This is a genomic window from Chitinophagaceae bacterium (assembly GCA_016713085.1).
Taxonomy (GTDB): Bacteria; Bacteroidota; Bacteroidia; order Chitinophagales; family Chitinophagaceae; genus Lacibacter.
In genome coordinates, this window is the sequence record JADJPV010000001.1 from 1,343,054 (window position 1) to 1,355,652 (window position 12,599).

Genomic DNA, 12,599 nt, shown 5'->3' on the forward strand with positions numbered 1-12,599 from the left:
CATTTTTACAGCTTTTAATTTCAACTCAGTTTTTTTAACTGATTTAAATCATTCTTTTATTACACACTGGTCTAACATGATCTCTTCCATTAAATCATTATAGGTAGTTAAACGGCCTTGTACTTTCAATACCTGCCCTACACTTACCTTACTCACTTTGCTGATATCAGTAGAGTCAATATTGCAGATAATATTACCAAAAGAAATATGGCTTCCCTCTACTGCGGAAACAGGTCCTTCAAGAAGTAATGTTTTATCAACATACTTGCTGAAAGCCGCAGTATCATTCTTAATTTCATCAGTTAGCTTCTGTGAAGTAAGAGAATACGCTGCCTTTTCTGTGCCAATATTACGGTGTGGTTTAAAGAATACATACCATACTGCCCAGCTTCCTGTTACCAGTCCAACTAACACAATTACTATTAAGATTCGGCTGACTTTTTTACTGATTTTCATTTTATAAAGTGTTATTGATGTTTACAATTATTCAGGTTCAAAATTGAAATGATATTTCAATCTCCGGTATGACCTAAATCATTAAACAAACCCCTTTTTGTCATGTTTCGGTCAGGTGCCCCCAATTAGTTTTGTGACAATTATCACTCTTCTGTGAAAAACTTCTGAAACAACAGCCGATTAATTTAAACTATTAATTATGTCAATTAAAAAAACACAAAAAACGATTCTGCTTATTCTGGGTGCCTTTTTTGTAATGTTCACTGTTATCCGGTGTACAAAAGAAGGAGCAAATGCATCTCTTATATCAAGAGCACTGGTACAAAAACCTGACTCAACTGTTTTCGCATCTTTCTATGATTCTGTAGTTGTGTTTAAAGCTGATGTAATCAGGGATGCGAATGATATTATCAGAACAACAGGTGTACTAAGTATCATTAAGAGTAACTGTTCTTCTATCTCCTGTCATGGCGGCTCTATTGCTCCAAAGCTTACAACTTACAATGAAATAAAAGCTTTGGTTACTCCCGGTAATCCCGAGGGAAGTGAATTATTCGACCTGATAACTACCAGTAAGGTAAACAGAGCAATGCCTCCGGTTAACTATGGTGTTGACTTATCTGTTACTGAAAAAACAAAAATATATAACTGGATAAAAAATGGCGCAATGGAAACTCCGGGTCTTATAGATTTCAGACCGGCAGCTGTTTCTTTAATTACCAATGGATGTGGATCTGGCAACTGCCATAATCAAGCTACTGTTGGTGGAGAGTGGGCAAGAAAAGGCTGGTTCACATTTGCTCCAACTGATACTGTTACGTTTGCTTACATCAATCCCGGTACAGGTAGCACAACTTATTATGCCCAGTTAAAAGAACCGCTTTTATCACAGGTATGGACAGCATATAAAGACAGCGTTAAAAAGTTTTATGCTGATACACTCGCCAATGCAAGCTTCAGACCTTTTAAAACATTCGGAACACCATGGACTACTGCAAGCCGCAGAGGTCCTTTAAATACGTACGATGATATCATTATGGATATCATGTATCCCAAGAGCCCACGTTCAAACAGTTCTGTTGTTTATACTGATCCTGTTTCTTTAAAGAAATACTATGTAAAAGGTGACTACCTAAATTCAACCAGTTCTTTACTTACAAGAGTTGATTCAACACTGGTAATGGCCAATCCAAGGACTGCAGTATTTGCAAACCACCAGGTTGGTAAAGATGGTGATATGGCCTTTGGTGATGGAGGTTTAAACGCAAGTGAAATAGCTATTATAAAAGCCTGGTATTTTGCCGATCCGAATATTCCTGATGTGTGGAAATACGGAATAGCAAATGGCACGGGTATTTTTAAATATTGGAAATCAGGAAACATTATCACCAAATAATTTAAAATTTCAATCTCTTTAATATGAAAAAAATTATCATATTGGCTCTTATAGCAGTAACAGTTACAGTCTTTTCATCCTGTTATAAAAACTACCACGACATTACAGAGGCAACATTATCGTCTATCAACTCTGTTTCCTTCCGCAACGATGTTGTTCCCATCATTACCAGCAGAGCCTGTGGTTGTCACAAGAACGGATCAACACGCCAGATTGCGTTTGTACATCTTGATACAATTTTTTACTCTGCAATTTTAACAAGGTCAACCATTCTTGGATCAATGGCGAATGGCGGATCTCACCCCGGAGAAGGAAGCGTTTACTTTACACCTTCACAGGCAGCCATTGTAAAAGCATGGGTGGCACAGGGAGCAAAAGATGATTATACACCCCCTCCAATTACTGGTGATATTACTTACTCATTACACATCGTTCCAATTTATAAAACAGATTGTAAAGGAAGTTCCTGCCACGGCGGAGTTGCTGTAGCACTTGACTATACCAGTTTGAAAGTAAAAGAAGCAGAAATCAAATCAATGATGAACAGCCTTGGAGCAACAGGACATCCCGGAGGTGCCATCAGTATTGCACCTACAACATCAGCAACCTTCCTGGCATGGATCGCACAGGGATATAAACCATAAGTATAACAATAACCCCATTCTAAACTTAACAATCTAAAAAAATGAAAAAAATATTATTATCGGTCTTCATACTTCTTGCCGCTTCTTTGATTACCAACGCCCAGACCTATAAGACCAGGGACGGAAACATTTATTTCAATCCCAACAAAAACCAAGGAAACAAAGAATACTCCGCATTAAGCAAAGAAGCAACTGCCATTTTTAAAGTGGAAACAATGGAAGTGGCTTTACTGGTTCCAATGAAAACATTTCACTTCAATAATGCTTTACTTGAAGAGCATTTCAATGAAAACTACTTACATACCAACAAGTTTCCGAATGCAACTTACAAGGGAAAGCTGATTGGCTTTGACAAATCCATGCTTGCAAAAGATGGTGAATACAAATTTACATCAGAAGGAAAAGTGGAATTACACGGAGTAACACAACCTTTTAAGGGTGCAGTTACAATGACTGTTAAAGGTGGTAATGCAATTTTTAATTGTGTATTCAATGTAAAAGCAGAAGATTATAAAATTGACATCCCTGCACTAGTTAAACCCAAGTTAGCAGATGCCACACCAATTAATGCAACGATTACATTCAAATTGAATTAGTATTCACTCAAACTAATCAGATAGTTTATGAAAAAAATATTAGCACTTTTTACAACCGGCATCATCCTCTCTGCAGGTGCTTTTGCCCAGGACGATTTATTGGGAGAGTTAAAGCTTGAAGATTCTGCCCAGGTAAAACAAAATTTAACCATTGCCACCTTTAAGGCAACACGTATCATTAACATGAACAGTACCGAAATGACTGGCGTAGGTAATCTCCAGTTTATGGTGATTCACCATTTCGGTCAGTTATGGGATAAAAATGAAAAGGGAAACAATTTTGCCCGTTTATTTGGCTTTAACGGAAATTTTGCCAGCACTTATATTTCATTCGATTATTCACCAACTCATTGGCTGAATCTGGGTGCTGCCTTTGCAGGCAATTCAAATTTAGAAGGAACAGCAAAGTTTAAACTCATGCGTCAGCAAACAGGTATTCACAACTATCCTGTAAGTATTGCATGGCTTTCAAATGTTCATTTTAATGCCGCAAAATCAGTAGCTGCTCCTAACGGTTTAGAGTGGAATAAATTCGCTTACCTGCATCAGTTAATGATTGCCAGGAAGTTTACTGATAAATTCTCTCTTCAGTTAACCCCTTCCATGGTTCACTACAACATTATTTCCTACGGTTATGGTAACAAACATGATGTGTTTTCCATTGGCTTGGGAGGCAGGTATAAAATCTCCGACAAAAAAGCCTTAACCTTTGAATTTGCCAGACAGTTGAATATGTATGAAAATGTAATTGATAAAACCGGCGAAATTGTCAATTACTCTCCTAACTTAATTTCAATTGGCTATGACTGGGATACAGGCGGACATATTTTCCAGTTCTTTATCTCTAACAGTTCCAATGCAAGTAACCTGTTTCAATTATCCACCAATCCTGTAAAAGACAACTTTGGCCAATTTTCCTTAGGGTTTAACTTAAACAGAAGCTACAGTGTAAAGAAGACTGTAAAAACAACACATTAAATTTTTACCTCAGTATAAAAAAGTATACCCGGTTTTTTTGAAGCAACGGTTTAACAGCCGTTGCTTTTTTATGTGTTTGACTTTTTCACTCCCAAAAGCAACCTGCAAACAGGTACAGCAAACGTTTGCAGCATTTTTTTCTGCCCAAAATCATTTGTTAGCAGCAGAAAAATCAGTTGATCTCCAGGTAAAAGATTGACCTTTATAAAAATTGTACTTATGCGATTCTGCATCTGCCTGCTTGCTCTCACATTCCTTTGTTTAAGTAATGCTTCTTTGTTTGCTCAAAAAACATTTCTGTCAACTCTCCTGACAAAAGTATTTCAGTAAAAATTCAACATACAACTGAAGGGACACTGTTGTACGGCGTTACATACAAAGGAAAAAAAGTAATTCAACCCTCAACACTTGGCTTTGCATTAAATAGCCCCAAAGCATTACTCAATAAGTTTACAATTGTTGCTGTTGATTCATCAGCTGTTGACGAAACATGGAAACCTGTTTGGGGTGAAGTAAGCATCATCAGGAATAACTATAAAGAACTTACCGTAAAACTGAAAGACAAATCAGGTTCAGGGATTTTATTGAATGTCATCTTCCGGGTGTTTAATGATGGGGTTGGTTTCCGTTATGAATTTCCCAAACAGCGATCACTCACTTACTTCATTATTGCAAACGAGCAAACACAGTTTGCATTAACCGGCAATCATAAAACATTCTGGATACCCGGCGACTTTGATACCAATGAACAGCTGTACACTACTTCAAAGCTAAGTGAAGTGGATGCATGGAAATCTGACATGGTATCTGTTGGAGATAAGAAACTAAACGTACCTGATCAGTATGCAGTGCAAACACCATTGATGATGAAAACGGCTGATGGATTATACATCAACATTCATGAAGCAGCCTTGATCAATTATTCTGCTATGCAACTGCATGTAAACAGATCAGCATTCAGCTTAACTTCTAACCTGGTTCCCGATGCTGCAGGTAATAAAGCCTACTTACGTACACCTGCTGTTACACCTTGGCGCACTATCATCGTCAGTGACAAAGCAACAGAGATATTAAGTTCGAAACTGATTTTAAATTTGAATGACCCATCAGCAATAGAAAACACATCGTGGATAAAACCCATGAAGTTTATGGGTGTGTGGTGGGAAATGCAGACAAATCTCGGCAGCTGGAATTATACAGATAAACCTGATGTACCTGGAGCAAATGGTCTTCCTGTTCCTAATGGAAGGCACAGTGCAAACACAGCGAATGTAAAACGCTATATCGACTTTGCATCAAAGAATGGTATTGAAGGTTTACTTGTTGAAGGATGGAACACGGGATGGGAAGCATGGTATGGTAACTGGCGGGGAAAGCATTTTGATTTTGTTACTCCTTATCCTGATTTTAATGTGGCAGAAATACAGCAGTATGCCAAACAGAAAAATGTGCAGATGATTATGCACAATGAAACAAGTGCTGATGCAGCTACTTACGATCAACAGATGGATACTGCTTTTCAATTCATGAACCGCTTTGGTTATGGTTCTGTAAAAACAGGATATGTTGGACAGATTATTCCACGTGGTGAACATCATGACGGACAATGGATGGTGAATCATTATATCCGCTCTGTACAAAAAGCAGCGAAGCATCATGTTATGGTTGATATACATGAACCTGTTCGTCCAACAGGTTTGCACAGAACATGGCCCAACTTCATTGCCAGTGAAGCAGGAAGAGGAAATGAATTCAATGCGTTTGCTGAAGGAAGTCCGCCTGAACATGAAACCATTTTGCCTTTTACCCGCTTAATGGGCGGACCGATGGACTATACACCGGGCATTTTTAAAATGCGTGGTTATGCAGCTGCTGCACCCAACAGGCAAATGCATTCAACCTTAGCTAAACAGCTTGCATTATATATTACTATGTACAGTCCTTTGCAGATGGCTGCTGATCTTCCTGAAAATTATGAAGCGCATATGGATGCTTTTCAGTTTATAAAAGATGTTGCAACTGACTGGGATGATACAAAGATCTTAGAAGCTGAACCGGGTGATTACTTAACCATTGCAAGGAAAGAAAAAATAAGGGAGAATTGGTTTGTTGGTGCTATTACTGATGAACAAAGCAGAACGGTTGCTTTATCGTTTGATTTCTTAACACCCGGTGCAACATATGAAGCAACGATTTACCGTGATGCAGATAATGCAGACTGGAAAACAAATCCTGAAGCATATACAATTGAAAAGATTGTTGTGACGAATAAAACAAAGCTGACTATAAAACTGGCGAAAGGTGGTGGGTTTGCGGTGAGTGTGATGAAGAAATGAGTTTTTCTTATTGATAAAGCGAAAGGGGGGTGTGCCCCTTTTTTGTTTCATGATTTTTTTTAGCAGGCTTTTGCAATAGCTGTTTGCTGTTCTTTCTTTCTTTTTGCTTGTCCAAAAAGAAACAAAAGACCCCGCAATCGAAGACGGCCGATTGCGGGATGATTCCCTGATTTAGCTTGGTTACTACTGTGGTGAAATGCATTTGTAGTTGCACAATCATCCTTTGTTCATCTGTGTGACTTTTTTCGGTTTTGTTGCCTTTTGTTTTTGTGCAGATGGGGTTTTGGCCAGTTTTATTTGCAGTTATTTTAATGCGATTTGCAGCTTTGCGAATGTTGTTTGCAAATAATTGAATGCGTGTTGCAGCAAATTGAAATGCTTTTGCAGTCTTGCGAATGCTCTTTGCAATTCGTGCAATGTTTATTGCAGTTATTTTAAATGCCCTTGCAGTTTTTTAAACTCGCTTTGCAGTTATTTGAATGTTGTTTGCAGTTGCTGCAATGTAAATGTCGATTTATTGGCTTTTTTGACCTGTTTTTGTATCTTTTTGGCCTAAAACACCTTTTTATGCTCGCTTTAAATGTATTAAAGTTCCTGGAAGACAGGGGTATTGTGAATCCTCAAACTTATTTGGTAAAAAATGGCATTCCTTATTATACGGTGAGCCGCCTTGTTACCAACACTACAAAAAACATTACTTACTCCACTTTAGAAAAGCTTTGCCTGATCTGCAAATGCACGCCTGATGATTTGTTTGTGTGGGTGGCTGATACTGATTTGCAGTTAACGGAACCGGTTGCTCTTGAAAAGCTGAAGCCAAAACCGAAGCCGCTGAGCGCTGCTGAACGGATGAAAAATTTATCGGCTGAACAGTTGGAACAGCTACAGCAGTTTATTAATGAGCTGGAGAAGAAGTGATAGGTTGGCTTTGTGCATGATTGCTATGCCGACAAAAAACGTATATGAGTTCTGATGAAGATCACTTGGTTGAAAAAATGAAACTTAAAGGAGTTGCGTATATTTAAGTGTTGGCTGTTATATAAGACCCAAATTTAAAAAGTGAATGAAAAAAAAAGATACCGCTTACCATTTTGCAAGCACTGCAGCCTTTTGCTGATAAAAACGAAACGCTTATAGAAGTTGTACCTACTAAAGAAACAATCTTTAAATTAAAAGATAAAGACGAAAATTCCGACTTTTATTTTGAGGTATTGCGACAAGAACCATCTAACGGAAATCCTGGATATATAATTGAATTTAAACCTACAAGCAAAAACGATACTAATTCACATAAAGTCTGGACAAAACTTGAAACTATTATTTCTTTTGCAAACACTTGGATACAAATAATTACAGAATATAATTCTATTCAAACAATTTATGATGACCCAGTCATAAAACAGTATGAAGAAGAATTTTATAAAGATTTTAAAATTGTAGACGATGATGCAGAAACAAGCAGGTTTAATTTTTCACAGCAATTGCTATTGCTATCGTATGTAGAAAATCTTGAAAAATACATTGCTGAAGAAGAAGAATTTACAATTGATGACAAAGAAGAATTATTAAAAGAAGCAAACACTTTAAAACATAAAATTGCAACTGAAAGTAAAGACAGTTATATTAAAAAGCAAAGTACTTTTTGGGCGAAGGTGAGAAAGAAAAGTATTAAAGCATGTGAATTCACTTTGAAAGAATTCGCAAAAGTTGTAATAAAAAATGCAGCCGAAAAGGGTCTGACTATTTCTTGGGACACAGTGCCACATTATTTTGAACAATTAAAGAACTTATTAAACTAGACAGAAATGTACTCCGCACCGGTTCGTGGCACACGAAATGCACTGTAATTATAAAATGTTATAATTAGCTTTAACAATCCACGTATGAAATATTTGTCAATACTTTTTTTCTTCGCTGTACAGTTATGTCACTCGCAGGATTTAAGTCTTCAACAACTGACAAAAACAGAAATCGCTAAAAAAATCCAATATCATTACCAGTTCGAGTCAACGGATGGACACGCTGCAAAAATTGACTTGTTTCTATACAAAAACCAAACATTTGAGTACTTCATTGCAAGTAATGTTTACAATGCTTACACAACCGGTCGCTGGAAATCTGATAACAATATCGTGACTTTGAATAGTCAATTTCAAAAAGGAACCCTCCCGGTTAAGGTTTCATACCGGCAACGGGATAGTTCTGATTTTTCCGTTAAACAACTTTCTTTAGTGAAAAATTTAAATAAAAAGACCCTCCCATATGCGTTTGTATATATAAATAACGATTCGACAAGGTGCATGGATGGCGACTTGTTGTGCACTGGTGAATACAAGCAAATCGAAAGAGTTAAAGTGGTTCTTGAAAATAATGGCCCTTCTTCAAAATGGATTAATATACCTTCTCACAAAGGTTTGATACAGCTTACTGTATTGACAAAACGAGATCTTGAAAACTATATAATCCTTACAAACAAAAAATATACGATTGACAGTAAAAAGTTAAAGCCGTTGGATAACAAATAACTGCATTCAACATGAACTATTTTAGAAAAACCGGTCTTCTAAACGCCCAGGCCTTATAAACAACCCGGCAACTACACGGTAAAAAATTAATCCTTAGCTACCTTTCACCCAACCGTCCTTCTCCTTACCCGGTCATCACCAATTTTCCCATAAAAAACAAATATTTGTTGTTTATCAATAAATATTTATTACTTTTGGCATACCAACTTAAATTTCACAATTATGTCAAAAACAAACAAGTTCGTATTTTGGGGCTTATATGTTGTGGCCTGGCTCATTTTTGTCGGCTTATCCATTGAAGCAGGAGGCTTAGTAGTAAATTTCTTTTTCAGTTTGTATAAGCCTGAAATTGTCCAACATCTTTATCAAAAGCTGGACTTATCTGAAATGTATAAAGAGAGCAGCTTAGCTTTTTTCGGCATCTACAGCTTTATTCTGATTATTTCAATTTCAAAAGCCTGCCTGTTTTACATCGTTATCAGACTAATGCACAAAATGGATTTAGCAAACCCGTTCAATAATTTTGTTGCGGGACAAATTTCACTTATTAGTTATTACACACTTTCAATTGGACTGTTAAGTTACATTGCCAGACAGTTAGCTAAGAGTTTAATACACTACGGTTTTGTCACCGACAGCTTAAACCAATTTTGGGCAGACAGTCAGGCCTTTATTATAATGGGAGCTATCGTTTATATTATTGCGACTATTTTCAAAAAGGAGTAGACATTCAAAACGAAAATGATTTAACTGTATAAGCTATGGCAATCATTGTAAATTTAGACGTTATGATGGCAAAGCGGAAGATGTCACTGAATGAACTTTCTGAAAAAGTGGATTTAACGCTGTCCAATCTTTCTATACTCAAAACGGGAAAAGCAAAAGCCATCCGGTTCAGCACACTTGAATCAATTTGTAAAGTACTCAACTGCCAGCCGGGAGATATTCTGGAATTTGTTGAGTAAATTGTTACATAGCCATCTTAATAAGTTCTGCCCACTGTATCGCAAACTGCTTTCAGCAAAGAATTGTTATCATGTGCATCGTGGCTTTTTTCCCAAAGCATAATTCCATTGCCGCTTTGTTTGGCAAGCATTGCTTTCTTTTTTACAGTGGCAAGTCCGTTGTAATAAATAGTGTAATTAGTAAATGCACCGTTACTTACAATTGCTGAATCGGATTGAGGATTACCGCCTTTGAGCAGTATATCGTTATAACTGAGTATGGTTCCAGTTTGTGTAATGCCACTTGGCCTTCCATAACCTGCAATACCCAGCACCGCTTTTGATGAAGGCAACCCACGGGTGCCCACCCAGTAATTCATACTTACAGTTGCCAGTGTATAATCGCAGTGATGTTTGTATGGAACGGTGCTGCTGAAATCATCATAGCTCATTATATTAAACCAGTCTACATAATTGCCCAGCCACAATTCACTTTTAATGGCATCACGCACAGCACCTGCATATTTGCCGGCAGTAATGGCGGCGGTTAAATAATATTTAGCTGAAGTGTGGCAGCTGTCACTTAACTGTTTCATTAATGCGGTGTAAGTAATATCGGTGCCATCATCTGTACGGGGAAATTCCCAATCCATATCCACACCATCGAGGCCGTAAGTTCTTACCATGTTCATTACTTCACTGATGAACAAAGTGCGGCTGCCTGAGGCTGCGGCCATTGTTTTAAAATCGGCAGCAAGTCCGCTGATGCTGATGAATATTTTTGCTCCGTTTGCTTTGGCTTTTGTTTTTACTTCCAATAGATGAGTACTGTTGCCTAATGTTAAACTGCCGCTGCTGTTAATATTGGCAAAGGCATAATTAATGACATTGCACATTTTGAATTTTACATCGGGCACTGAAGACAGGGTTCTGTAAGAAGGAAATATCCTACTACATAAAACCAAAGGCTGGCGGCGCTGCAATAATAACAGGAGGAGCCGGAGGAGTTGGAGGATTGCCTGATTTTTTACAGGAGTAAATAAGTGAGATAAACAGACTCCCCACTAAAAGGTACCGCAGTTGTTTCAGCATGGTTTCAGAATATAAGATGAAGGTAATAAAAGAATATCCTGCTTTTACGCAGTGAGTCGTTGGCTGCTAAGCCGCCAATGGCTAGGCTGTTATACAGATTTTTTGCAGCGTAAAGGAAAAGCCAATATTGCTGTTTTCGCCGTATTTAAGCCGTATTTAGTCCTTGCCATCCGGCTAAAACAACCGATCTTTGTTCCCAATATTCTAAACTCCAAGCCACATTTAAGTTACTTGCCACATTCCAAACACGAAATTGATTTAGCCCGTATCCCGAACAAACAGGTTGTTACGTTTATTCACGACAACAATCTTTACCGTTTAAAGGACTTTGCCGACCTGGAATCTTTTTCACGCAGTCACCCGGATATTGAAGACTTTCATCATCACACAAAAACATTTTATATTCAGAAGCCGATTGAAGAAGTATGGGCGGCCTATAAAAATATTCCACCAAAAAATGCATGGTGTGGCAATATGCTGCAGTTCGGTTTGCAGTACTGCCGCAAAGGGAATAACCTTTCTTATTTAGATGATGAATACAAAGGGGCCGTAGTAGGACAGATTGTTTTGATTCGTGTGAAAGTACTGGGCGGACTGGCAAAGATTGCTGTGGGGCATGAAATAACTGCGGTGAATGATAACCAGCATATGCTTGAAACCTGCTACCTGCTGAAAGGCAAATCGATGGGCAGTCAGCGGATCTGGTTAACAGAAACAAAGAAGGCTTTACAGAAATCACGCATCATACTATTTATAAAAGCGGTTCACGCTTCAGGGATAAATTTCTGTATCCCTTCCTGCATACAAAAGCGATTAATGAATTCCATAACAATATCAGGAATCATTTGAATGAGCAATGATTGATTGTTGCCGGGAAGGCGGGAAGAAATACAAAGAAGAATTTATTGGAAGAAAAAGCAATTGGTTCACAAAGAAAACAAATGCCGTTTTTTTTCGCTGCGAATAAATTCTTTCTGCAACGGGTTAATCTATAATTTTGAGGCCTTATTTATGGAACAAACAGCAAACAAACTGCTCATCATTACCGCACCCTCCGGCGCAGGAAAAACATCCATTACCAAACATTTAATGAAGCGCTTTCCGCAGCTGGCGTTTTCTGTGTCGGCTGCTACAAGGCCGCCAAGGGCACATGAACAAAACGGGGTGGATTATCATTTTATGAGTGTGGATGATTTTCAGCAAAAGATCCAGGCCGATGATTTTGTAGAATGGGAAATGGTGTATGATGGAAAATATTACGGCACACTGAAAAGTGAAATGCAGCGCATCTGGAACAATCATCAAACACCTGTACTGGATATTGATGTAAAAGGAGCCATTCATGTGCAGGGATTGTACCCAAAGCAAACACTATCCATTTTTATAGAACCGCCGAGCATTGAAGAATTGAAACGCCGGTTAGAAAGCCGGGGTACAGAAACGGCTGAAACTTTGCAGGCAAGGCTGAGTAAAGCTTCGTACGAAATATCGTTTAAACATTCTTTTCATAAAGTGGTGGTTAACGCCCATTTGCCCGAGGCATGTGCCGAAGCAGAGCAGATTGTGGCGGCTTTTCTTGCCGGGCAGTAATAACCCCATTTGCAATTCCTTACAAAAACACTATTTTTAAAG

The 12,599-nt window shown here is 38.0% G+C and carries 13 protein-coding genes and 1 pseudogene; 12 read left to right on the forward strand and 2 right to left on the reverse strand.

Annotated features, from left to right (window positions below; genetic code table 11):
* Positions 1–48: 48 nt before the first annotated feature.
* Positions 49–456: a hypothetical protein gene (locus IPK31_06450; protein ID MBK8087599.1), complete on the reverse strand. Its 408-nt coding sequence runs from the start codon at positions 454–456 to the stop codon at positions 49–51.
* A 199-nt stretch (positions 457–655) separates the two neighbouring features.
* Here IPK31_06450 and IPK31_06455 point away from each other — a divergent pair, with 199 nt between their 5' ends.
* The 10 genes and pseudogenes from IPK31_06455 to IPK31_06500 all read left to right on the forward strand — a co-directional run bounded on the left by IPK31_06455 (position 656) and on the right by IPK31_06500 (position 9,896).
* Positions 656–1,852 (forward strand): hypothetical protein, encoded by a 1,197-nt coding sequence (locus IPK31_06455; protein MBK8087600.1) that lies wholly within the window; start codon positions 656–658, stop codon positions 1,850–1,852.
* Positions 1,853–1,875: 23 nt separating this feature from the next.
* Positions 1,876–2,496 carry a hypothetical protein gene (locus IPK31_06460; protein ID MBK8087601.1) on the forward strand — a complete coding sequence of 207 codons (621 nt, stop codon included), beginning with the start codon at positions 1,876–1,878 and terminating at the stop codon, positions 2,494–2,496.
* 41 nt (positions 2,497–2,537) lie between these two features.
* On the forward strand, positions 2,538–3,092 hold the full coding sequence (locus IPK31_06465; protein MBK8087602.1) for a YceI family protein: 555 nt from the start codon (positions 2,538–2,540) through the stop codon (positions 3,090–3,092).
* Between the two features lie 27 nt (positions 3,093–3,119).
* The gene (locus IPK31_06470; GenBank protein ID MBK8087603.1) at positions 3,120–4,070 is read left to right on the forward strand and encodes a hypothetical protein; all 951 of its coding nucleotides are present in this window, start codon (positions 3,120–3,122) and stop codon (positions 4,068–4,070) included.
* Positions 4,071–4,363: 293 nt separating this feature from the next.
* Positions 4,364–6,406, forward strand: a complete 2,043-nt coding sequence (locus IPK31_06475; protein MBK8087604.1) for a glycoside hydrolase family 97 protein — start codon at positions 4,364–4,366, stop codon at positions 6,404–6,406.
* A 567-nt stretch (positions 6,407–6,973) separates the two neighbouring features.
* Positions 6,974–7,324, forward strand: coding sequence for a helix-turn-helix transcriptional regulator (locus IPK31_06480; protein MBK8087605.1), 351 nt, complete (start codon positions 6,974–6,976; stop codon positions 7,322–7,324).
* Between the two features lie 173 nt (positions 7,325–7,497).
* A complete protein-coding gene (locus tag IPK31_06485; protein ID MBK8087606.1) occupies positions 7,498–8,205 on the forward strand; it encodes a hypothetical protein in 708 nt (235 codons plus the stop codon).
* A gap of 84 nt (positions 8,206–8,289) precedes the next feature.
* A complete protein-coding gene (locus IPK31_06490; GenBank protein ID MBK8087607.1) occupies positions 8,290–8,931 on the forward strand; it encodes a hypothetical protein in 642 nt (213 codons plus the stop codon).
* 222 nt (positions 8,932–9,153) lie between these two features.
* Positions 9,154–9,689 (forward strand): annotated as a pseudogene (locus IPK31_06495) (DUF2975 domain-containing protein).
* A gap of 3 nt (positions 9,690–9,692) precedes the next feature.
* Complete coding sequence (locus IPK31_06500) at positions 9,693–9,896, forward strand: helix-turn-helix transcriptional regulator (protein ID MBK8087608.1); 204 nt, start codon at positions 9,693–9,695, stop codon at positions 9,894–9,896.
* 17 nt (positions 9,897–9,913) lie between these two features.
* Here IPK31_06500 and IPK31_06505 read toward each other — a convergent pair whose 3' ends face one another.
* A complete protein-coding gene (locus IPK31_06505) occupies positions 9,914–10,792 on the reverse strand; it encodes a glycoside hydrolase family 18 protein (GenBank protein MBK8087609.1) in 879 nt (292 codons plus the stop codon).
* A 277-nt stretch (positions 10,793–11,069) separates the two neighbouring features.
* On the opposite strand from IPK31_06505, the gene IPK31_06510 reads away from it, so the two are divergent.
* Both IPK31_06510 and gmk read left to right on the forward strand, forming a co-directional pair.
* Complete coding sequence (locus IPK31_06510) at positions 11,070–11,816, forward strand: hypothetical protein (protein MBK8087610.1); 747 nt, start codon at positions 11,070–11,072, stop codon at positions 11,814–11,816.
* A gap of 162 nt (positions 11,817–11,978) precedes the next feature.
* Positions 11,979–12,557: a guanylate kinase gene (gene gmk / locus IPK31_06515; protein ID MBK8087611.1), complete on the forward strand. Its 579-nt coding sequence runs from the start codon at positions 11,979–11,981 to the stop codon at positions 12,555–12,557.
* Positions 12,558–12,599: the final 42 nt, after the last annotated feature.